The organism is Micromonospora sp. NBC_01655, assembly GCF_026339755.1.
In the GTDB taxonomy this organism is placed as follows: Bacteria; Actinomycetota; Actinomycetes; order Mycobacteriales; family Micromonosporaceae; genus Micromonospora.
On record NZ_JAPEQF010000001.1, the window covers coordinates 5,164,907 to 5,187,015 of the forward strand.

Below are 22,109 nucleotides of genomic sequence, written 5' to 3' on the forward strand. Positions count from 1 at the left end.
ACTTACGCCACCGTAGGTCTTCGTCGGCGTACGCGCCAGTAGCGCCCAGCTCGTGAGCGGTGCCCGCGGATCCTCAGCCCTCCCCGATCCGCAGCCAGAACGACGCCGGCAGATAGTGCTCGGTCAGCCCCAGCCGCCGCCACAGCCCGGCGGCCACCTCGCGCAGCTCGGGATCCCCGGCGACGTACGCGTTGGGCAGCTCGACCTGCCACCGGTCCGACCCGGACAGCAGGAACGCGGCCAGCAGGTACTGCTCGTTGTAGTGCCGGTAGCGCCACTGGGGCGGATAGTCGCGCGGCAGCATGATGTCGTGCACCTGCACCAGCACCCCGGGCCGCAGCCGGGGCAGCACCTCGAAGAAGAAGACCGTCACGTCCGAGCCCATGAAGCTGCGGTGCGAGCCGTCGAAGAAGACGACGTCGCCGGGCTCCAGCTCGTCGAAGACGGCCAGGTCGGCCCGCTCCAGGGGGCGGCGCACCACCTCGTCGCAGAGCACGTCGACGCTGGCCCGGGGGGCCGGGTCGATCGAGGTGATCCGGGTGCGTAGGCCGTGGTCGCGCACGGCCCGGCGGGCGAACTTGGTGGAGTTGCCGGAGCCGATCTCCACGTACCGGCGGGGGTCGCCGTCGGCGAGGAACCCGTAGAGCGCCAGCGCGTCCAGCGGCGGCAGCCACCCGTTGACCCAGTACGGCGACCCGGCGTCGAGGTCGCCGCGCAGCGGGATCTCCGCGAGCCGGTCCGCGTGGTCGCAGAACCGGCGCAGCCGCGCGGCGTAGGCGTCCCGGCCCCGGTCGAGCAGCGCGGTGAGCGCCGGGTGGTCGGGGCGGCCGTGGCCGAAGCGGGGCTCGGGCCGGACCGGGAAGTCCACGAAGATCGGCCGGCGCAGCCCGAACGCGGACAGCACCAGGCCGTGCAGCAACGGGCGGCGTTCCAGCCGGGCCAGCGGCGCCGCCAGGAACGGCAGGGCGGCCAGCACCTCGACCCCGGAGGCGGTGCCGAACGCGCTGCGCATCCGCCGGGTGAAGCCGCGGACGCCGCCGCCGGGGACCCGGCCCGGCGCGCGCAGCCGGTCGGTGGGCGGGTGGGCGGGCAGGTCGGTGGCGGTCATGAGGGTGCTCCTTCGAGGTCTTCGACGCTGGCGGAAACGGGGGCGGAGGAGGAGGGGGAGGGGGCGACGGCCGGAACAGGGGCGGGGACGGTGGGGTGGGTGGGCCGGCGGCCGGTGGCGGTGAGCAGGGCGAGCACCACGGCCGTCGAGCCGATGTCGCCGACGGTCAGCAGCACCCGGCTGAGCGCGACCAGGGTGACCAGGTCGGGGCCGGCGACCAGGGTGGCCAGGGTGACCGCGAGGACCACCTCACGCACCCCCAGCCCGGTCGGCATGACCACGGCGCACAGGCCGGCGACCACGGACAGGGCGAACCCGCCGACGCCGACGGTCAGCGCCCGCCACGGCTCGGCGCCGAGGGCGACGGCCAGCACCGCGATGTGCAGACCGCTGATCAGCCAGCCGAGCAGCATCAGCGCGGTGGCCCCGAGCAGCGTCCGCCGCTCGGGCAGGGCCGGCCCCTCCCCCGCCCCGGTGGAACGGCGCAGCAGCCGGGCGGCGACGCCCAGCAGGCGGCCGAGCAGCCGGGGTGCGAGGACCGGGGCGAGGGCGGCGGCTGCGGCGGGCAGCAGCAGCCACCACCAGGGGCTCCGGGCGACCAGCCAGGGCAGCGCCAGGATGCCGACGAGCACCCCGGAGACCGCCGCGAGGCCCTGGCTGACCAGGAACGCCGCGGCGAGCCGGGCGGGCGGCTGGCGCAGCGGCCGGGCCATCGCCGCGTGGGCGACGGTGGGCCAGACCCCGCCGGGCAGGTAGCGGGTCAGCCCGGCGAGGAAGAACAACCAGCTCGCGTCGCGTAGCGACAGCCGGCTGCCGAGGCCGGCCAGCAGCAGCCGCCACCCGACGAAGCCGGGCACCCCGCCGACCGCCGCGAGCACCCCGGCGGCGAGCGCGGTGCCCCAGCCGACCGCCCGCAGGCTCTCCCCCAGGCCGTGCCGGACCCGCCAGACCTGCCAGCCGAGGAAGACCAGCACCGCGGCGTAGCCGGCCAGCCGCAGCGCGGCCCACAGCCGCGCCCGGGTCACCGGGCACCGTCCAGGGAGAGGGTCGTCTCCTGCACCCGGTGGTCGGACATGCCCCGGGCGTCGCGCAGCCGGTACCGGTGCACCGTCCAGTCCCGGGAGACGAACGTCCAGTCCAGCCGCCACCAGCGCTGCCCCGCGATGGTCCACGACGTCGGGTACGCCGACCCGCCGGCCCGGCCGGCGTCGGTGAGCCGGTCGGTGAGCCGGTCCAGGTCGGCCATCGCCGGGCTGGTGTTCAGGTCCCCGGCCACCAGCACGGGCAGCGGGTTGCGGTCCAGGTCGGCGGCGAGCGCGTCGTACTGGGTCTCGCGGCGCTGGAAGAACTCGCGCCGGCGCTCGTAGAAGGTGGCGCGCAGCGGGCTGCTCAGGTCCAGTGGGACCAGGATGTGGGTGTTGTACACCGACACGGTCCGCGCCCCGATCCGCAGGTCGGTGCGCAGCGACTTGACCTCCCAGTAGTCGGTGCGCCAGTCCGAGCCGGGCGGCGGGTCGGCCGGCAGGGCGGCGACCCCGACGATCGGGAACCGGGTGAGCGTGACCAGTTCGCCCCGGGCGGCCACCTGGTAACCGGGGAACTCGCGGCGCAGCCGGGCCAGGTCGGCGTCACGGCGGGCCGGGTCGTCGGCCGGCTTGTACTCCTGGAGCAGGTACACGTCGGCCCGCCGGGCGGTGAGCGAGGCGTAGAAAGCGTCGGCGTCGTCGGTCTCGTTCCACACGGTGGTGTTCCAGGAGACCAGCCGCAGCGCGTCCGCCGGCGCGGGCGGCGGGGTGCGCAGCACCGCCGGGTTCAGCCCGGACAGCCCGGCGCCGAGGGCGAGCGCGGCGGCGGCGAGCAGCGCCACCCGGCCGCGCGCCGGCCCGGCGAGGCCGGCGAGGGCGAGCAGCAGCACCGGTACGGCCACGAAGGCCAGCGGCGGGGTCAGCTCCGGGGCCAGCCACAGCCACCACCGGCCGCTGAGCAGCCGGTGCGCCACCACGAAGGCGAGCCACGCCCCGGCGAGCACGGTCAGCGCCCGGCCGGCCCGCCGCCGGGGTCCCCGAACGGCAGCAGGGACGGCGGGCGTGGCGGGAGCGGCGGGCGACCCGGGCTGGTCGGAGGTGGCCACCCGGGGCGGGTCGTCCACGGTACTCACGCGGCCACCGCCGGGGACTCGTACAGCCGGCGGAAGCGCGCCGACACCAGCCACTGGGCCAGGCCGGCGGCCACCCCCACCCCGATGGTGAGGCTGACCAGCAGGTGCAGGGCGGCGAACCTAACCGTGTACGGCAGGCCGCGCACCGCGCGCACGTAGCGGTACATCCGGGTGTCGCGCAGCAGCCAGAGCGCGAGCAGCAGCACCGGCACGGCGGCCCAGGCCGGGCCGGCGAGCAGCGGCAGCGGCGCGGTGGCGGCGGCGAGCCAGGAGGCCAGCCCGGTGCCGGACTCGGTGGAGGTGACCACGCCGACGACCCGCCGCCGGTTGAGGAAGAACGGGATGTGCACCCGGGTGCGGGTGAACACCTTCGACAGCGCGATGCCCAGCGTGGCGTCGTCGTCGTGCCGGCCGATCACCGACGAGGTCATCCGCACCTCGTACCGGTCGGTGAGGCGCTCGGCCACGTCGGCGCCCTCGCTCTGGGTGAGCCGGGGGTTCCACGGCCCCACCTCCGCCCAGACCCGGACGGGCAGGGCGAGGATGGCGGTGGACAGGAAGCCGGTGATGCTGCCCTCGGCGATGCGGAAGTACCAGTGCCGGAACAGGTTGCGGTAGTCCTTGGTGAAGCTGCCCCGGATCAGCGGGACGGTGTCGTAGTTGCCGCAGACCGCGCCGACGCCCGGCTCGTCGCGCAGGATCGCCACGGCGGTGGCGACGGCGTCGGGGGCCAGCGCCACGTCGGAGTCGACGAACACCAGGATCTCGCCGGTGGCGGCGTCCGCGCCGATGTTGCGGGCCACCGAGGGCCCGCTGTTGACCGGGGTATGCAGCAGCCGGACCTCGGGGAAGGAGCGGGCCACGGCGACGGAGTCGTCGGTGCTGCCGTCGTCGACGACGATCACCTCCAGCGGGTGGTGGGTCTGCCCGGCCAGGGCCGCCAGGCAGAGCCGCAGGGTGCGGGCGTAGTTGTAGTTGGGCACGATCACGCTGACGAGCGGGGCGGCGGACACCACCTCACCAACCTTTCGAGTCGAGCGGACGGACGGCGGACCGGGACGGCCGCCGCGACGGCCCGAACGTCGGGTCGACGGCGGCGCGGGCCAGCCCGACCACCGCGCCCGCGATCAGGGCCAGGTTGACCAGCAGGTGCACCCCGAGGGCGCGGCCGAGGAACGGCCAGCCTCCGGCGCGGCGCAGCAGCGCGACCAGCGGCGGATCGGCGGCGGCGAAGACGGCCAGGCAGAACGCCGGCAGCGCCGCGCCGGCCGGGCCGAGCAGGGGCGCGGGCAGGGTGAGCGCGGCCAGCCCGGCGGCGGCCACCCCGAGGGTGGGGTTCAACGCGAGGCCCCGGCGGCGGTACCGGTTGCGCAGCGAGAAGCGCAGCAGTTGGGCGCGGCGGTACTGCTCGCCGAGCAGCGGCAGCAGCCGGTCGGCCTCGTCGTGCCAGCCGACGACGGCGTCGGTGAGCCGGATCCGGTAGCGGGTGAGCAGCCGCTCGCTGTACTCGTCGTCCTCGGCGCTGCGCAGGTTCTCGTCGAACGGGCCCAGGTCGCGCAGCACGGCCCGGGGCACGGCGGCGAGGGCGAACACGGCGGTGTCCACCGGCCCGACGGCCCGGGTCAGCGCCGAGTGCAGGTGCAGCACCCGGTACCGCTCGACGGGGCCGTCGTCGATCAGCGGCTGCGGGGCGTAGACGCCGTAGACGCAGCCGCAGCCGGGGTCGGCGGCGAGCGCGGCCAGGGCGTTGCCGAGCGCGTCGGGGGCCAGCGCCACGTCGGAGTCGAGGAAGAACACGACGTCGCCGGTGGTGGCGGCGACCCCGGCGTTGCGGGCGGCGGACACCCCGCCGTTGACCGGCTGGACGAGCACCCGGACGCCGGCCGCCGCTGCCACGGCGCGGGAGTCGTCGGTGCTGCCGTCGTCGACGACCAGCACCTCCACCGGCGAATGGGTCTGCGCGGCCACCGAGTCCAGGCAGTGGCGCAGGGTCTTCGCCGCGTTCCACACGGGGATCACGACCGAGACGGTGGGTGCGAGGTTCATCGCGCCTCCTCAAGCGAGATCAGGGCGGTCTGGGTGCGGTGGTCGGACAGGCCGCGCGGGTCGCCGAGGGCGTACCGGTGCACCCGCACCTGCGCCGAGGCGAGGGTCCAGTCGAGCCGCCAGGTCGGCCCGCTGGCCGGCCAGCTCGCCGGGTAGAGGTCGACGGAGGCGTCGGCGGCGTCGCGCAGCCGGTCGCGCAGCGGGCGCAGGTCACCCATGGCCGGGGTGGTGTTGAGGTCGCCGGCCACCAGCGCCGGATTCGGGTTGGCCGCGAGGTCCGCGCCGAGGGCGGCCAGTTGCGCCCGGCGGGCCGCGTCCCGCTCGCGGACGTACGCCCAGAAGCGCTCCGGCGCCAGGTTCACCTGCACCGGCAGGTGCACGTTGTACGTCGACAGCGTCCGGTCGCCGACCCGCAGGTCGACGCGGAGCACCTTGGCGGCGGCGAACACCCGCCCGAAGTCGGCGGCCGGGTCGGCGGCGAGCGCCGCGTCGGGGCCGACGGCCGGCCGGGCCAGCACCGGGTACCGGGACAGGGTGAGCAGCTCACCCCGGGCGAGGACGGCGTACCCGGGGAACGCCCGGCGCAGCCGGTCCAGGCCGGGGGCGGGCCGCGCGCCGGCCAGCCCGGCGGCGTCGTCCCAGTACAGGTGCTCCTGGAGCAGGTAGACGTCGGCGCGCTGGTCGGCCAGGAAGCGCAGGAACGCGTCCGGGTCGTCGTGCTGGTCCCAGTAGCCGGTGTTCCAGGCCAGCACCCGCAGCGCGTCCGGCGGCGGGGCGGGCCGGTCGGCGAACGCGTGCCGGTTGAGCCCGGCGTCGGGCAGCCCGAGGGCGAGTGCGGCGGCGGCCCCGGCCAGCACCGCCGTCGCCGGGCGGGCGGGCAGCGGCCGGCGCAGCAGCCGGGCGGCCGGCACGCCCAGCGCCAGCCCCACCGGCACCGCCAGGTACGCCAGCGGCGGCAGCAGGTCGGGCAGCAGCCACAGCCACCACCGGCCGGTGAGCGCCCGGTGCGCCACGGTGACCGCCAGCCAGCCGAGGGCGGCGGCGACCAGCAGCCGGGTGGCCGGGCACCACCGTCGCCGGGGCGGGGCCGGCGGGCCGGCGGCGGGGCGGGCCAGCAGGCTCATGCGGGCACCGCCGCCGGCTGGGGGCCGCCCTCGTACAGGGCGCGGAAGGAGCGGGAGAACAGCCACTGTGCCGCCCCGGCGGCGGCCCCGGCGACGATGGCCAAGTTGATCAGCCACTGCACCCCGACGAAGGCCACCAGCAGGCCCGCGCCGCGCCGGCGCAGCACGAACCGGTACATCCCGGCGTCGCAGGCCAGGAACGCCACGGCCAGCGCCGCCGACGGCAGCGCCCCGGCCGGGCCGAGCAGCAGGGGCAGCGGCAGGGCCGCGGTCGCCAGCAGGGCGGTGACGCTGGCCCACATCCGGGCGGCGGTCTCGAAGCCCTGCGCGGCGCGGCGGCGGCGGACGTACAGCGGCATCCGCAGCCGGCTGCGGTGGAACACCTTGCGCAGCATCGGCCAGAGCCGGTCGTCGTCGCGGTGCCGGCCGTGGATGGCGTCGGTGAGCCGGATCGGGTAGCGGGCGCCCATCCGCTCGCCGTACTCGACCTCCTCGGTCTGCCGCAGCCCCTCGTGGAACGGGCCGATCTCGGCGAACACCCGGGCCGGCATCGCGCAGATGGCGGTGAACAGGAAGCTGACGTCGCCGAGCGAGCTGATCCGCCACCAGTGCGCCTGTAGGCAGCGGCACTCCTGGACCAGGCTGTCGCGGACCAGGGGGACCTCGTCGAGGGTGCCGCAGACCGCGCCGGCGGCCGGATCGGCGGCGAGCAGCGCGACGGCGCGGGCGACGGTGTCCGGCGGCAGCTCCACGTCGGAGTCGACGAACAGCAGGACCTCCCCGGTGGCGTGGGCCGCGCCGAGGTTGCGGGCCAGCGCGGGGCCGCCGTTGCGGGGGGTGGACAGCACCGGCACGCCGAGGGCGCGGGCGACGGCGACCGAGTCGTCGGTGCTGCGGTCGTCGACGAAGACGATCTCGGTGGCGGGGTGGGTCTGGGCCAGCAGCGCGGGCAGGGTCAGCCGCAGCGAGTCCGCGTGGTTGTAGTTGGGCACGACGACGGACACCGTCGGTACGGGCGGGGTCATGGGTCTCCTTCCGGCGGAGCACCGGGGCGGCGGGTAGGGCAGGAGCCGGCGGTCAGGTCAGGAGGGCCGGCGGGTCAGGTCAGGGCAGGGCGGCGATGAGCGCCGGGAACTGGGCGGCGGCCAGCAGGGCGCCGAGGGCGGCGGCCCACAACAGCGCGGCGGCGACGACCGCGCGGTCGCGCAGCAGCAGCCGGACCGGGTCGCCGCCGGCCCGGCGGACCAGGGCGAGTTGCAGGTAGCGGGACATCAGGTACAGCACGAACGGGGCGGACAGCAGCATCGCGGCCTCCCCGTACGGGTCGAACGGGGCCTCGGTGCTCAGCCAGACCAGCCCCGCGGTGACGGCCAGCACGCTGGTCAGCTGCAACAGGTGCCCGGCCAGCTCGACCGACCAGCCGCGCAGCGCCGGCCGGTGGGCCACCCCGCCGTCCAGCAGTTCCTGCCGGCGTTTGCCGACGATCAGCAGCAGGCAGCCGGCGAAGACGGTGAGCAGCAGCCAGGCCGAGACGGCGGCACCGACGGCCAGGTAGCCCTGCACGGCCCGCAGCACGAAGCCGAGCGCGACCACCCCGGCCTCGACCAGGGGGACGTGCTTGAGGCCGCGGCTGTAGCAGACGTTCAACACGAGGTACGCCAGCACCGGCCAGGCCGGCCCGGTCAGGCCGGCGGCCAGCACCAGGGCGAGCAGCACGAGCAGCACCAGGCACCAGGCGTACGCCAGGGGCACCGGCACCCGGCCGGCGGCGACGGGCCGGTGCCGCTTGACCGGGTGGTGGCGGTCGCGGTGCCGGTCGGCCACGTCGTTGCCGACGTAGACGGCGCAGGCGGCGAGGACGAAGGCGAGCACCGACCAGCCCAGCCGGGCCAGCCCGGCGGGGTGCCAGGACGGGGCGTCGAGCAGCGGGACCGGCACCACCAGCAGGCTCTTGGCCCAGTGGCCGGGCCGGACCAGCCGGACCAGGTCGACGAGGAGGCGGGTCCGGCCGGCGGCCGGGGGGTGCACCGCGGGGCCGGCGGCGGCCGGGGCCGAGTCGAGCAGGGGCATCGGACCTCCCGGCCTAGAAGAAGATCTTCGCGAGGGAGAGCGCGCCCTGCCGCCACGGCTCCCGGCTGGTCCGGCCGCCGCCGGCCGCCGTGGCGTGCCGGTTCTCCCGCCACCACCGGTACGTGCCGAGAATCGCGTCGCGGTTGGCGAACCGGGGCTTGAAGCCGAGGCGTTCCCGGGCCTTGTCGATGCTGACGTACGAGTCGGCGCGCAGCTTGTGCAGCAGCCGCCCGTACACCGGGGAGAGCCCGCTGCGCTCCAGGGCGGCGAGGGCGGCCAGCGCCGGCCCGGCGGGCAGGCCGACCACCCGGCCGCCGCGCCCGGCGGCGTCGAGCACGGCCTGGAAGTCCTCGCGCAGGGTGCCGAACTCGGCCGCGCCGAGGTTGTAGGTGTCCCCGGCGACGTCGTCGGGCGCGGTGAGGACGATGAGCACGGCGTCGACCAGGTCCTCCACGGCGAACATCTGGACCCGCACGTCGCCGCGGCCGAGGACGGGGAAGTTGCGGCCCTCCTCGGCCCACTCGAACAGCATCGCGAACAGCCCCATCCGGCCGGGGCCGAGGAAGGTCTTCGGCCGCAGCACCGGCACGCAGAGCCCGTCGGCGCGGTGCCGCTCGACCAGCAGCTCCGCCTCGACCTTCGCCCGGGTGTACGGGTCGACCGGCACCCGGGGGTGTTCCTCGGGGGTGGGGACGAGCCGGGGCAGCCCGTACACGGCGGTCGAGGAGATGTGCACGACCCGGGGCACCTCCACCCGGCGGGCCGCGTCGAGCACCGCGCGGGTGCCGTCGACGATGATCGAGCGGATCATCTCGGCGGGGTAGCTGGGCAGCGCGGCGGCGCAGTGCACCACCGCGGCGGAGTCGGCGAGGACCCGGTCCAGCAGGGCGCCGTCGCGGATGTCGCCCTGGCTGTGGGTCAGGTCGGGGTGGGTGTGCACGGCGGGCAGCAGGTCCACGCCGTGCACCCGGTGGCCGGTGTCGAGCAGCCGGCGGACCAGGTGCGAGCCGAGCATCCCGGACGCGCCGGTCACCACGACCCGTTCGGCGCTCACCACCGGGAGGTCACCCGCTCCCGCACGAAGGAGGCGAGCAGCCTCGGCAGGCCCCGGGACAGGGTGGCGTCCAGGGCGGTGAGGAAGTGCTCGACGTCCTCGCCGGTGGCCACCAGGCTCGGGGCGACCATCAGCGGGTTGTCCGCGTTCGGGCTGTAGTAGGTCATGATGCCGTGCTCGCGGAACAGGTGGGCGATCACCGACAGGGTGACGAGCTTGGTGCGGAACTGGGGGTCGTGGGCGAACCCGGGCATCAGCTTGCCGGCCAGGTCGAGCACGCCGGGCCCGCCGCCGAGGAACACCCCCCACAGCGCGCCCGCGCCGGCGACCCGGGTCACCACGTCGGGATGGGCCTTGGCCAGCCGTTCCAGGCCGGGGCGCAGCACCGCCTCCAGGGCGCGGGCGCGGGCCGGGTAGTCGTCGTCCACCACGACCTCGATCGCCGCGAGGGCGGTGGCGGTCTCCTCGCCGAAGCCGTAGTAGGTGGTGCTGTGCAGGATGACGTCGGTGAGCCGGTCGTACGCCCGGCGGAAGACCGGCTCGCGGGCGGTGTAGCCGGAGATGGACGCCTTGCCGCCGCCGAGCGACTTGGAGTAGGTGAGGATGTCGGGCAGCAGCCCCTCGTGGCGCATGAAGTAGAACAGGCTGCCGGTCTTGCCCCAGCCGGTGTAGACCTCGTCGTAGATGGTGACGATGTCCCGCTCCCGGCACAGCCGTTGCAGGGCCAGCAGGTCGTCGGCCGACCAGGCGCGCATGGTGGAGGCGCTGAACGGCTCGACGAGGATGGCGTACACGTCGCAGCCGCCGTCGGGGGTGCGGGCGGCGTCGACGGCGGCGCGCACCGCGGCGAGGTCACCGTACGGGTGCACGACGATGCCGGGCAGCCCCGGGAAGCTGAACGAGTTCTCCGACGAGCCGGTGAGGCTGCCCGCGCCGAGGGTCTTGCCGTGGAAGCTGATGTCGGCGCGCAGGATCGTGTTGCGCCGCCCGCCGTGGTACTTGTACGCCATCTTGATCGCGCCCTCGTTGGCCTCCGCCCCCGAGTTCGGGAAGTACGACACGGACAGGTCGCCGGGCAGCAGCGCGGCCACGTTGTGGCTCAGCGCGGCCAGGTACGGCGAGAAGAACGCCTTGTGCACCTCCATCCGGCGGGCCTGCGCGAAGCGCCGCCGGGCGGCCAGGATCCGGGGGTGGTTGTGCCCGTGGTTGAGCACCCCGACGCCGCCGGAGAAGTCGAGCACCCGTCGGCCGTCGCGCAGCCGGATCCACACCCCCTCGGCGTGCTCGACCAGTTCCCGGCCGAAGCCGAAAGTGGTCATCAGGGATACCTGGCTGCGGCTGACGTGGGCGCGGTACAGCTCGTGCACCTGCCTGGTGCTGAGCTGTTCCGCCTCGTCGACGCCGATCAAACTGGGCATGGGGCATGGCCTTTCCTCGAACGACCGGTGGGGGCACGGCAGCGCCGGCCAGGGACGGAACCCGTCCGGGCATCGATGGATCTCGACGCTGTGCGATTCCCAAACTAACGATCTGCGCCGAGCAGGTCATGCCGCGCGTTCGGGGGACGGGCCGGCCGGGGCGTGTCCCCCGAACGCGGGACGCCCGCCGCCGCCGGGCAACCGGTACGGTCCGGGCAGGGGGTCGACGAGGCCCGGCGACCGGGGCGGCGGGGGGCGAGGGACGGCCGCCGGTCGGCGGCGCGGGAGGGTCGGGCCGGGCGGTCAGCCCGCCTCCAGGTCATCCTCGCGAACCCGGTCGGCGAGGTCGAGCTTCGTGCGGGTGGGCCGGCCCAGGTCGTGGTACTTCGCCTTGACCCGGTCCAGGTAGGTGCGCGCGGTCTCCGGCTTGATGCCCAGGTGCCGGGCCGCCGCCTTGAGGGTCATGCCCGAGGCGTACGCCAGCAGGACCGCGCGTTCGCGGGGGGACAGCGCGGGGCGCACCGGGCGGCTGTCGCCCAGGCAGGCGAAGGCCAGGTCGGTGGAGAACACGGGGCGGCCGGCGTGCACCTCGCGGATCGCCACGGCGAGGGCGGGCAGGTCGTGGTCCTTGGTCACGTACCCGCTGCTACCGGCGGCGAAGGTGGCCACGACCTGGTCGGGCCGCGCCCACACGCTGAGCACCAGGACCCGGTGCCCGCGCGCGACCAGCCGCCGGACGTTGCCGGCCGCGTCGCTGCGGTCGCGCAGCACCAGGTCCAGCAGCACCACGTCGACCGGGCCGGGCAGGCCCGCCAGCAACTGGTCCACGGTGGACGCGGCGCCGACCAGCCGCAGGTCGGGCACCGTGGACAGCCAGGTGATCAGCCCGTCGAGGAGCATCCGGTCGTCGTCGACGGCGGCCACCCGGATCACCGGGGCCACGACAGCTCCACGCACGTTCCCCCGCCCGGCTCGCTGGAGACCCGGACCCGGCCCCCCACCTCGGCCACCCGGTCGACCACCGAGTGCCGGAACCCGAACCCGGGCGGCGTCGCGTCCGGGTCGAAGCCGCGCCCCCGGTCGACGACCGTCACCCGCAGGACGCCCCGCTCGCCGCTGACCGTCAGCCAGGCCTGGTCCACCCCGGCGTGCTTGACCACGTTGTTCAGCGCCTCCCGGGCCGCCTCGCCGACGGCCTGCACGACCGGGGACGGCACGTGCGGCGGGGTCAGCGCGCCCCGGTAGCGCACCCGCAGGCCGAGCAGCGACACCTCGCCGACCACGTGCCGCAGGGCCTCGGCGAGGGTGCCGAACTCCGGGTCGGCACGGTCGGCCAGCAGCCCCCGGATGACGTCGGCGTCGCTGGCGCACCGCTGCCGCAGCTCGGGCAGCCGCGGGTCCACCCCGCCCCGGGCGATCAGGGTGAGGGTGGTCAGCACCGTGTCGTGCAGGGCGCGGTGGTGCGCCAACCGGGTGACGTACCGGGCGTGGTCGGCGGCCCGCTCCGCCTCGGCGACCAGCCGCCGCGCGTTGACCCGGTCGAGGTCGCGGCCGACCCGGCGCAGGTACCGCACGGCGAAGCCCGCCACCAGCGCGAAGCAGGCCAGCCCGTTGATGGTGTGCACCAGCTCCAGCACCGGCGCCCCCGACGTGCCGTACCCGACCGCCACCGCGGCCTGGGCGGTGAGCAGCGCGAACACGCTGGCCACCGCCGACGCGGGCCGGGCGATGGCCGCGGCGGCCAGCGACCCGGCGGCCTGCGCCACCCCGTTGCCCCAGTTCGGCGCGTCGGCGACCTCCGTGGGCAGGTTCGCGGTGACCACCACCAGCACCGCCACGGCCAGCCCGACGTCCAGGTAGACCAGCGGCGTCGGGAACCAGCCACGCCGCACGGCGGAGCGGAACAGCACCAGGTTCCAGGCGACCGCGCCGAGCAGCAGTGCCAGGTTCGCCCAGGCGCTGCGGTACGCCCCGTACGCGCCCGTGGCGACCGCCGGCGCCAGGCAGGTGGCCCGGTGCAGGGCGAGCAGGACCAGCATGAACCGGTTGGCCCGGCCCTCCCCTGCGGCATCGACGACGGGCGCAGAGTGACCGGGCGATGACACGTTGGTTATTCTGGCAGTCGGATCAACGACGGTCATCACTGGATGCAGGGATCACGGCAACCGTTCGGCCCGGCCTGGCGGGCCGGGTGGCGGCCCCGACCGGCCACTGGGCCGGTTGACGGCTGGTCCGGCCCCTGCCGGGCCGGGACGCCGGCCACCGACCGGGCACGGGGCCGGCCCCCCGCGGGACGATCCGGCGGACCGGCGGCGGGTCAGCCCACCAGCGGCCGAAGATCCGCCCGGGGCGGGGTCCACTCCCCCGCCGCCGCGGCCACCTGCTCGCCGGATCGGATGTCCTTCACCTCGTCCGCCGCGCCGTCGGCCCCCGGGAACCACACGTACGGGATGCCGCGCCGCTCGGCGTACCGGATCTGCTTGCCGAACTTCGCCGCGCTCGGCGACACCTCGGTGGGCACCCCCCGGCGGCGCAGCGCGTCGGCGACGGCGTTGCTGGCCGCCCGCTGCTCCTCGGCGGTGACCGCGACCAGCACGCAGGTCGGCACGCTGCGGGACACCGACAGCGCGTCGGCGCCGAAGAGCAGGCCGAGCAGCCGGGTCACCCCGATCGAGATGCCCACCCCCGGGAAGCGGACGTTGCCGGAACTGGCCAGGTTGTCGTACCGGCCGCCGGAGCAGATCGAGCCGAACCGCTCGTAGCCCACGAGCTGCGTCTCGTAGACGGTGCCGGTGTAGTAGTCCAGGCCGCGGGCGATCCGCAGGTCGGCCACGCACAGCCCGGGGGAGTGCGCGGCGGCAGTCTCCACCACCGCGACCAGTTCGGCGACGCCCTCGTCCAGCAGCGGGTGGCTCACCCCGAGGGCGCGCACCGCGTCGGCGAAGGAGGCGTCCGGGGCGGAGATCTCAGCCAGGGACAGGCAGGCCTTGGCCTGCGCCTCGCTCGCCCCGGCCGTCTCGGCCAGCAGCTCGGCCACCTTCGCCGGGCCGAGCTTGTCGAGCTTGTCGACCGCGCGCAGGGCGGCCTCCGGTTCGGTCAGCCCGATGCCCCGGTAGAAGCCCTCGCAGATCTTGCGGTTGTTGACCTGGATCCGCACCGGCGGGATCGGCAGCGACCGCAGCGCGTCGCCGATGACCAGCGGCATCTCGGCCTCGTAGTGGGCCGGCAGGGTGTCCCGGTCGACGATGTCGATGTCGGCCTGGAGGAACTCCCGGTAGCGGCCCTCCTGCGGGCGCTCGCCCCGCCAGACCTTCTGGATCTGGTAGCGGCGGAACGGGAACTGGAGCTTGCCGGCGTTCTCCAGCACGTACCGGGCGAACGGGACGGTCAGGTCGAAGTGCAGGCCGAGCGCGTCGTCCCCGGCCGGGCCCTCGGCGTCGGCCTGGAGCCGGCGCAGCAGGTAGACCTCCTTCGAGGTCTCCCCCTTGCGCAGGAGCTGGTCCAGCGGCTCCACCGAGCGGGTCTCCAGGGGGGCGAAGCCGTACAGCTCGAAGGTGGTGCGGATCCGGTCGAGGACGAACTGCTCGATCATCCGCTGCGCCGGCGTCCACTCGGGGAAACCGGAGATGGGCGTGGGCTTGCTCATGGCGTACTCCTTGCAGCTCCGCGCCGCCGGGCGCGGTGAGGTCGTGGGCCCGCGCGGCGCGGGCGGAGGAAAACTAGAGACCGCGGCGGGGCGCGGCGGGGCGCGCGTCGCCGGAGCCCGCCACCTCGACGAGGTACGGGTTGCTCGCGCGCTCGCGCCCGATGGTGGTCGCGGGGCCGTGGCCGGGCAGCACCACGGTGTCGTCGGCCAGCGGGAGGATCTTGTCCCGCAGGCTGGCGAGCATCCGGGGCATGCTGCCGCCCCACAGGTCGGTGCGGCCGATCGAGCCGGCGAACAGCACGTCGCCGGAGAGGCAGACCTGCTCGGCCTCCCAGGGCGAGCCGGCGCCGGGCAGCCGGAACAGCACCGACCCGCCGGTATGGCCCGGGGCGTGGTCGACGGTGATCTCCAGGCCGGCCAGGGCGAGGGTGGCCCCGTCGGTCAGCTCGGCGACGTCGTCGGGCTCGGTGTAGGGCAGCCGGCCGCCGAAGAGCTGGGTGAGGTCCATCGACAGCGCCTTGCCCGGGTCGGCCAGCAGCTCCCGGTCGTCGGGGTGGACGTACGCGGTGACGCCCCGGGCGCCGCAGACCGGCGCGACGGAGAAGGTGTGGTCGAGGTGGCCGTGGGTGAGCAGCACGGCGGCCGGGTGCAGGCGGTGCTCGGCGAGCACGGCGTCGAGCCGGTCGATCACCCCGATGCCCGGGTCGACCACCACGCACTGCTCCCCCGGCGCGGTCGCCACCACGTAGCAGTTGGTGCCGAAGGCGTCCGCGGGAAAGCCGGCCACGAGCACGTCCGCTCCCCTTCCGTCGAGCTGCCGTCCCTGCCCTGGCAGCCTAGCCGCAACGGCGAGCGGATTCCGTCGACCCACCCGCCCCGCCGGCCCCAGGGGGCGCAGTGACTGCCTCCGATAAACCCGGCGAGGACCTGGTACACCACATTCCCAGCCGGTACCCGTACACTCTGGCGGGCGTGTGGCGTGGCGCACGTGCCGCCCCACGGGGCGCGACGCCCAAACCCGCCGGTGACCGTCAGGGTAGAGGAAGGGGAGCACGGGTGGCTTCCAGCAGGGACCGGCAGCGCAAACTGGCGCGGGCCAAGCTCGACCGGCAGCTGGCCCGACGGGCCGCCCGGACCAGGCGCCGTCGGCAGATCCAGGCCGGCGTCGGCGCCGCCGTGGTGCTCGCGTTGATCGTGGCCGGCTCGGCGTGGGCGCTGGGCGCCTTCGACGACGACCCGGAGAAGAACACGGCCGCCGAGGACGTCTGCCTCTGGACGCCGCAGGACGCCACCGCGAACACCAACCTCAAGGACGTCGGCACCCCGGCCACCACCGGCCTGCCGACCGAGGGCACCCGGACGATGACCGTCACCACCAACCAGGGCGCGCCGGTCACCGCAGAGCTGGACCTCGCCTCGGCCCCCTGCGCCGGGGCGAGCATCGCCCACCTCGCCAGCCGGGGCTTCTACGACAACACCACGTGCCACGAGATCACCGCCGAGGGCGCGCTGCGCTGCGGCGACCCGAGCGGCACCGGCCTGGGCGGGCCGAAATACTCGTTCTACGACGAGAACGTCCCCACGGCGCCCGAGGCGAGCCCGTCGGCCAGCCCCGCCCCCGGCCAGCCCCCGGCGTACCCGAAGGGCACGGTCGCGATGATGGCCAACCCGCCGGGCGCCAACGGCAGCCAGTTCCTCGTCTTCTTCAAGGACTACAACCCCGACAAGCCGGTCTACCCGGTGATCGGCAGGGTCACCGGCGGGCTCGACGTGATCACGAAGATCGGTGCCCTCCCGACCGTGGACAATGGGAGTGGAGCCAAGGTCAAGCCGAAGACCGACGTGGTGATCCAGAGTCTCACCGTCGGCGAGTCGACACCGGCCGCGACCGCCCCGGCGTCGGGCGCTCCGGCGGCCAGCCCGAGCGCCGGCTGACCGGGCCCCGCCCCACACACTGCGGCACAGACCGCGCCAGAGACACAGTCCAGGAGGATCGACCGTGACGTCCACGAAAGAGCGGCAGCGCGCGGCGGCGAAGGCCCGACTCCAGCGGAACATGGCCGCGCAGGCGGCCAAGGCCCGCAAGCGCCGGCAGACGCAGGCGATCGTCGGCGCCGGGGCGGCCCTGTTGCTCGTGGTCGCCGGCACCGTGTGGCTGGCCACCACCGTCGGCGGCGACGACAAGAAGCAGGACACCGCCGCCAATAGCGGTTTCGTGCAGTGCGCGTTCACCGAGATCCCCAAGGAGAACCGCACCAAGGAGATCAAGGACGTCGGGCTGCCGCAGGCCCAGCAGGCGAACACCGGCGTGCAGACCCTGACCATGGACACCAACCTGGGCCCGATCACCGCCAAGGTCGACCGGGCCGCCGCGCCGTGCACCGCGGCCAGCTTCACCCACCTGGCGAGCAAGAACTTCTTCGACAACAGCAAGTGCCACCGCCTGGTCACCGAGGGCATTCAGGTGCTCCAGTGCGGTGACCCGAGCGCGACCGGCAAGGGCTGGCGGGACACCGACGGCACCGGCGGCCCGGCGTACAAGCTGACCGAGGAGAACCTGCCGACCGACAAGCGCCCCGCGTACCCGGACGGGGTCATCGCGATGGCCAACTCGGGACAGCCCGGCAGCACCGGCAGCCAGTTCTTCATCGTCTACGGCGACTCGCAGCTCGACCCGAAATACACCGTCCTGGGCACGATCACCGGCGGGATGGACATCGTCAAGGACGTCGCGAAGGCCGGCGACGACAAGGCGTTCGCCCAGCAGGCCGGCGGTGGCCACCCCAAGAAGGAGGTCGTCATCAAGAAGCTGACGATGAGCGAGCCGCAGGGCTGAGCCCTCCGCAACGACGAAGCGCCCGCCGGCTGCGAGCCGGCGGGCGCTGTCGTGTGCGGGTCAGGACCCCGAGGTGACCCGGTACGCGTCGAAGACGCCGTCGACCTTGCGGACGGCGGCCAGCAGGTGGCCCAGGTGCTTCGGGTCGGCCATCTCGAAGCTGAACCGGCTGACCGCCACCCGGTCCCGGGTGGTGGTGACCGTCGCGGAGAGGATGTTGACCCGCTCCTCGGAGAGCACCCGGGTCACGTCCGCCAGCAGCTTGTGCCGGTCCAGGGCCTCCACCTGGATGGCCACCAGGAACGTCGAGGCGGAGGTGAGCTTCCAGCTCACCTCGACCACCCGCTCGTCCTGGGCCCGCAGGTCCTCGGCGTTGGCGCAGTCGTCCCGGTGCACGCTGACCCCGCCGGAGCGGGTGACGAACCCGAAGACGGAGTCCGGCGGGACCGGGGTGCAGCACCGGGCCAGCTTGATCCAGACGTCGCTGACCCCCCGGACCACCACGCCGGGGTCGGCGCTGCTCTGCCGGCTGCGCGGCGGCCGGGTGGCGACGGCGGTCTCGGCGATGTCCTCCGCCGCGCCCTCCTCGCCGCCGTACGCGGCCATCAGCTTCTGCACCACCGACTGGGCGGAGACCTGGCTGTCGCCGACCGCCGCGTAGAGCGAGGCCACGTCGGCCAGGTGCAGGTCCCGGGCGATCGCCATCAGCGCGTCGGAGGTGAGCATCCGCTGCAACGGCATGCCCTGCTTGCGCATCGCCTTGACGATCGAGTCCTTGCCGGCCTCGATCGCCTCCTCGCGCCGCTCCTTGTTGAAGTACTGGCGGATCTTCGTCCGCGCCCGGGGGCTCTTGACGAAGCCCAGCCAGTCCTGCGTCGGCCCCGCCGTCTCGGACTTCGACGTGAAGATCTCGATCACGTCGCCGTTGGACAGCGTCGATTCCAGGGGCACCAGCTTGCCGTTGACCCGCGCCCCGATGCACTTGTGCCCCACCTCGGTGTGCACCGCGTACGCGAAGTCCACCGGCGTCGACCCGGTCGGCAGCGGGATGACGTCGCCCTTGGGGGTGAAGACGTACACCTCCTGGCTGGACAGGTCGAAGCGCAGCGCGTCCAGGAACTCGCTCGGGTCGGCCGCCTCCCGCTGCCAGTCCAGCAGCTGGCGCAGCCAGGTCATCTCGTCGATGTGCGCCGGCGGGCCGACGATCTGGGTGCCCTTGTGCTCCTTGTACTTCCAGTGCGCGGCGATGCCGAACTCGGCGGTGCGGTGCATCGCGTACGTGCGGATCTGCATCTCCACCGGCTTGCCGGTCGGCCCGATGACCGTCGTGTGCAACGACTGGTACATGTTGAACTTGGGCATCGCGATGTAGTCCTTGAACCGGCCCGGCACCGGCTGCCAGTTCGCGTGGATCACGCCCAACGCGGCGTAGCAGTCCCGCACCGTGTCGACCAGGATCCGCACCCCGACCAGGTCGTAGATGTCGTTGAAGTCCCGACCCCGCACGATCATCTTCTGGTAGATCGAGTACAGGTGCTTCGGCCGGCCCGTCGTCTCCGCCTTGATCTTGGCGGCCTTCAGGTCGGTGCCCACCTTCTGGGTCACCTGGCGCAGCAACGACTCCCGCTGCGGCTGGTGCTCCCCGATCAGCCGGAGGATCTCCTCAAACCGCTTCGGGAACAGCGTGCCGAAGGCGAGGTCCTCCAGCTCCCACTTGATCGTGTTCATGCCCAGCCGGTGGGCCAGGGGCGCCAGGATCTCCAGCGTCTCCTTGGCCTTCTGCTCCTGCTTCGGGCGGGGCAGGAAGGTCAGGGTGCGCATGTTGTGCAGCCGGTCGGCCAGCTTGATCACCAGGACCCGGGGGTCCTTGGCCATCGCCACGACCATCTTGCGGATCGTCTCCGCCTTGGCGGCGTCGCCGAGCTTGACCTTGTCGAGCTTGGTCACCCCGTCGACGAGCAGCGCGACCTCGCCGCCGAAGTCCGCCTTCATCTGGTCGAGGGTGTACTCGGTGTCCTCGATCGTGTCGTGCAGCAGCGCGGCGACCAGGGTGGTGGTGTCCATCCCCAGGTTCGCCAGGATGGTGGACACCGCCAGTGGGTGGGTGATGTACGGGTCGCCGGACTTGCGGTACTGGCCCGAGTGCCAGCGGGCCGCCGTGTCGAACGCCCGCTGGAGCAGCCGGGCGTCGGCCTTGGGGTGGTTCACCCGATGGGAGGAGATCAGCGGCTCCAGCACCTCGCTGACCTGCGAGGTCTGCCAGGGCGCGTTGAACCGGGCCAGCCGGGCCCGCACCCGCCGCCCGGTGGGCGCGTTGGAGAGCGCGAAGCCGGCGCCCGGCAACGGGTCGCCGGAGTCGTCGGCCGACAGCGGCTCCAGGAAGCCGGCCGCCGGGGTGCCGCCGTCTGCGTGGGCGGAATCCCCCTCGCTCCCGGGGATCGCGCCCCGCAGGTCAGCTCCCTTGTCGGTCACCGAGCCGTCAGCGTCGCCTGTCGGGTGCACCGTGCCCTCCACCGGGGGGACGACATCGTGGGACACCGGCCTCCTCACCGCTCGCCGGGGTATGCCGACCGTGCGCCGGCCGGCCTGGTCTTCCGCCGCCCGGGCAATCTCCCGCCCGCTCAGCAATGGGCAATGCTACCCGCACGCACGGTGCCCCGCCGCTCCGCCGGACGGACCGCACCGGGTCCGTCCGACGGCCGCCACGACCAATCGGTCAGCCGGGCACGGACCGGACGCCGCCCCGGTCCCGAGTCGCCGGGCGGGGTCGCCGGCCGGCCCGGGCCGCTCAGACCTGGAGCAGGGCGTGCACCGGCCGCGGGGCGAGCCGCTTCCGGCCACCGAGGAAGCCGAGCTCCAGCAGCACGGTGAAGCCGGCGACGGTGCCGCCGGCCCGCTCCACCAGGTCGAGGGTGGCCTCGGCGGTCCCCCCGGTGGCGAGCACGTCGTCGACCACCAGCACCCGGTGCCCGGCGGTGAACGCGTCCTCGTGCAGTTCCAGCGTCGCCTCGCCGTACTCCAGGGCGTACGAGGCCGAGTAGGCGGGGCGGGGCAGCTTGCCGGCCTTGCGCACCGGCACCACGCCGACCCCGGTGGCGTACGCGACGGCCGCCGCGATCACGAAGCCCCGGGCCTCGATCCCGACCACGGCGTCGAACGACTCCCGCCCGTGGTACGCCACGATCCCGTCGACCACCTGGCCGAACACGGTGCCGTCGGCGAAGAGCGGCATCAGGTCCTTGAACATGACGCCGGGCTTCGGGAAGTCCGGCACGTCCAGCACACGGCTGGCGACCAACTCGGCGACCTGCGGGCCGCTGTCTCCCCGTACCCCGGCGCTGTGCGTCTCCGTCACGCGGTCCCGTCTCCCTTCGTACGACGACGGCGTCCTCCACGCCGCTCGCACAGCATGAAGGACGCCGTCGTCACCGTCTCCGGTGGGTGTCTCCCCGGTCGCGTCAGCGGCGCTTCGCGCCGCCCGGCCGGTTACCGCCGCCGCCGGCGGGGCGACCGCCCCGGGCTCCGCCCGCGCGCTTGCCGGTGGGCCGGGCACCCACCTTCGGCGCGGCCCCGGCCAGGGCCGCCTCCTCCGGGTCGATGGGCTCGTCGTCCTCCCCGGCCGGGCGCGGCGCACCCTTCGGGGTGATCTCGCCCCGGGCCAGGGCGCCCCGCCGGGCCAGCACCCGCTTGTTGTGCGCCTGGATCCGCGGCTCGTAGTTCTTCAGCAGCACCAGCAGCGGGGTGGCCAGCAGGATCGAGGTCAGGAACGCGACCGCCATACCGACGAAGAGCACCAGGCCGAGGTCCTTCAGGGTGCCCGCGCCCAGCAGGCCGGCGCCGATGAACAGCAGGCCGCCGACGGGGAGCAGGGCCACCACCGAGGTGTTCAGCGACCGCATGAGGCTCTGGTTGATCGCCAGGTTGGCCGCCTCGCCGTACGTCTGGTTGTTGTTCGCGGTGATGCCCCGGGTGTTCTCCTGGACCTTGTCGAAGACCACCACCACGTCGTAGAGCGCGAAGCCCAGGATCGTGAGGAACCCGATGATCGTCGACGGGGTCACCTCGAATCCGACCAGCGAGTAGATGCCGGCGGTGAGGATCAGGTTCATGAACAGCGAGGAGACGGCCGCCACGGCCATCCGCCACTCGAAGCGCAGGATCAGGTAGACCATCACCAGCGCGACGAAGATCACCAGACCCAGCATGGCCCGGGAGGTGACCTGGCTGCCCCACGCCTCGCTGACCTGGTTGCCGCTGATCTGGTCCGGCTGGATGCCGAGCTCCCGGGCAATCTCCGTCTTGGCCGCGTCGGCCTGCTCGGGGTTGAGCTGCGAGGTGCGGATCTCGTAGTAGTCGCCGCCGGTGCCGCCGACCTTCTGCGCGGTGGCCACCTCGGCCCCGCCCGCAACGCTCGCCAGCGCCGCGTCGACCTTCTCCTCGGCCTGCTCCAGCGTCCCGACGCTGGCCGGCACCTGGAACGAGTTGCCGCCGGCGAACTCGATACCCAGGCTGAAGCCCCGCACGGCGAAGCTGAGCACCGAGAGCAGGATCAGCACCCCGGCGACGGTGAACCACAGCTTGCGCCGGCCGATGACGTCGAGGCCGGCCTCGCCCCGGTAGAGGCGGCTCGCCAATCCAGTCTTAGCCAT

Annotated in this window: 19 protein-coding genes; 2 read left to right on the top strand and 17 right to left on the bottom strand. The window is 74.3% G+C overall.

The annotated features are described in order from the left end of the window. Positions 1-73: 73 nt before the first annotated feature. From OOK41_RS23345 to OOK41_RS23410, 14 genes are all read right to left on the bottom strand, one after another. Positions 74-1,108, bottom strand: a complete 1,035-nt coding sequence (locus OOK41_RS23345) for a class I SAM-dependent methyltransferase (protein WP_207892870.1) — start codon at positions 1,106-1,108, stop codon at positions 74-76. Further along, the gene (locus tag OOK41_RS23350; protein ID WP_266266704.1) at positions 1,105-2,133 is read right to left on the bottom strand and encodes a lysylphosphatidylglycerol synthase domain-containing protein; all 1,029 of its coding nucleotides are present in this window, start codon (positions 2,131-2,133) and stop codon (positions 1,105-1,107) included. The genes OOK41_RS23345 and OOK41_RS23350 overlap by 4 nt, the downstream gene beginning before the upstream one ends. Continuing rightward, the gene (locus tag OOK41_RS23355) at positions 2,130-3,266 is read right to left on the bottom strand and encodes an endonuclease/exonuclease/phosphatase family protein (protein WP_266266705.1); all 1,137 of its coding nucleotides are present in this window, start codon (positions 3,264-3,266) and stop codon (positions 2,130-2,132) included. Before OOK41_RS23355 ends, OOK41_RS23350 begins: the two co-directional genes overlap by 4 nt. Further along, positions 3,263-4,282, bottom strand: coding sequence for a glycosyltransferase family 2 protein (locus tag OOK41_RS23360; protein ID WP_266266706.1), 1,020 nt, complete (start codon positions 4,280-4,282; stop codon positions 3,263-3,265). Before OOK41_RS23360 ends, OOK41_RS23355 begins: the two co-directional genes overlap by 4 nt. 1 nt (position 4,283) lies before the next feature. Then, positions 4,284-5,312: a glycosyltransferase family 2 protein gene (locus OOK41_RS23365; protein ID WP_266266707.1), complete on the bottom strand. Its 1,029-nt coding sequence runs from the start codon at positions 5,310-5,312 to the stop codon at positions 4,284-4,286. Then, entirely contained in the window at positions 5,309-6,436 is a 1,128-nt protein-coding gene (locus tag OOK41_RS23370) for an endonuclease/exonuclease/phosphatase family protein (RefSeq protein WP_266266708.1), read from the bottom strand. The genes OOK41_RS23365 and OOK41_RS23370 overlap by 4 nt, the downstream gene beginning before the upstream one ends. Continuing rightward, complete coding sequence (locus tag OOK41_RS23375; RefSeq protein ID WP_266266709.1) at positions 6,433-7,461, bottom strand: glycosyltransferase family A protein; 1,029 nt, start codon at positions 7,459-7,461, stop codon at positions 6,433-6,435. Before OOK41_RS23375 ends, OOK41_RS23370 begins: the two co-directional genes overlap by 4 nt. A gap of 79 nt (positions 7,462-7,540) precedes the next feature. Next, positions 7,541-8,506, bottom strand: coding sequence for a UbiA prenyltransferase family protein (locus tag OOK41_RS23380; RefSeq protein WP_266266710.1), 966 nt, complete (start codon positions 8,504-8,506; stop codon positions 7,541-7,543). Between the two features lie 13 nt (positions 8,507-8,519). Then, the gene (locus OOK41_RS23385; protein WP_266266711.1) at positions 8,520-9,560 is read right to left on the bottom strand and encodes an NAD(P)-dependent oxidoreductase; all 1,041 of its coding nucleotides are present in this window, start codon (positions 9,558-9,560) and stop codon (positions 8,520-8,522) included. Continuing rightward, positions 9,557-10,879: an aspartate aminotransferase family protein gene (locus tag OOK41_RS23390; RefSeq protein ID WP_266267953.1), complete on the bottom strand. Its 1,323-nt coding sequence runs from the start codon at positions 10,877-10,879 to the stop codon at positions 9,557-9,559. The genes OOK41_RS23385 and OOK41_RS23390 overlap by 4 nt, the downstream gene beginning before the upstream one ends. Before the next feature lie 402 nt (positions 10,880-11,281). After that, entirely contained in the window at positions 11,282-11,920 is a 639-nt protein-coding gene (locus tag OOK41_RS23395) for a response regulator transcription factor (RefSeq protein WP_266266712.1), read from the bottom strand. Then, the gene (locus OOK41_RS23400; protein ID WP_266266713.1) at positions 11,908-13,083 is read right to left on the bottom strand and encodes a sensor histidine kinase; all 1,176 of its coding nucleotides are present in this window, start codon (positions 13,081-13,083) and stop codon (positions 11,908-11,910) included. The genes OOK41_RS23395 and OOK41_RS23400 overlap by 13 nt, the downstream gene beginning before the upstream one ends. 212 nt (positions 13,084-13,295) lie before the next feature. Further along, positions 13,296-14,624 carry a histidine--tRNA ligase gene (gene hisS / locus OOK41_RS23405; RefSeq protein ID WP_266266714.1) on the bottom strand — a complete coding sequence of 443 codons (1,329 nt, stop codon included), beginning with the start codon at positions 14,622-14,624 and terminating at the stop codon, positions 13,296-13,298. A 73-nt stretch (positions 14,625-14,697) separates the two neighbouring features. After that, entirely contained in the window at positions 14,698-15,417 is a 720-nt protein-coding gene (locus OOK41_RS23410) for an MBL fold metallo-hydrolase (RefSeq protein ID WP_266266715.1), read from the bottom strand. Between the two features lie 263 nt (positions 15,418-15,680). On the opposite strand from OOK41_RS23410, the gene OOK41_RS23415 reads away from it, so the two are divergent. Together OOK41_RS23415 and OOK41_RS23420 are read left to right on the top strand one after the other, a co-directional pair. Continuing rightward, positions 15,681-16,559 carry a peptidylprolyl isomerase gene (locus OOK41_RS23415; protein WP_266266716.1) on the top strand — a complete coding sequence of 293 codons (879 nt, stop codon included), beginning with the start codon at positions 15,681-15,683 and terminating at the stop codon, positions 16,557-16,559. 64 nt (positions 16,560-16,623) lie between these two features. Further along, entirely contained in the window at positions 16,624-17,460 is an 837-nt protein-coding gene (locus OOK41_RS23420; protein ID WP_266266717.1) for a peptidylprolyl isomerase, read from the top strand. Between the two features lie 60 nt (positions 17,461-17,520). Here OOK41_RS23420 and OOK41_RS23425 read toward each other — a convergent pair whose 3' ends face one another. The 3 genes from OOK41_RS23425 to secF all read right to left on the bottom strand — a co-directional run bounded on the left by OOK41_RS23425 (position 17,521) and on the right by secF (position 22,109). After that, entirely contained in the window at positions 17,521-19,974 is a 2,454-nt protein-coding gene (locus OOK41_RS23425; protein WP_266267954.1) for a bifunctional (p)ppGpp synthetase/guanosine-3',5'-bis(diphosphate) 3'-pyrophosphohydrolase, read from the bottom strand. Between the two features lie 274 nt (positions 19,975-20,248). Continuing rightward, positions 20,249-20,815: an adenine phosphoribosyltransferase gene (locus OOK41_RS23430; RefSeq protein WP_266266718.1), complete on the bottom strand. Its 567-nt coding sequence runs from the start codon at positions 20,813-20,815 to the stop codon at positions 20,249-20,251. Positions 20,816-20,918: 103 nt separating this feature from the next. Continuing rightward, the gene (gene secF / locus OOK41_RS23435) at positions 20,919-22,109 is read right to left on the bottom strand and encodes a protein translocase subunit SecF (protein ID WP_266266719.1); all 1,191 of its coding nucleotides are present in this window, start codon (positions 22,107-22,109) and stop codon (positions 20,919-20,921) included.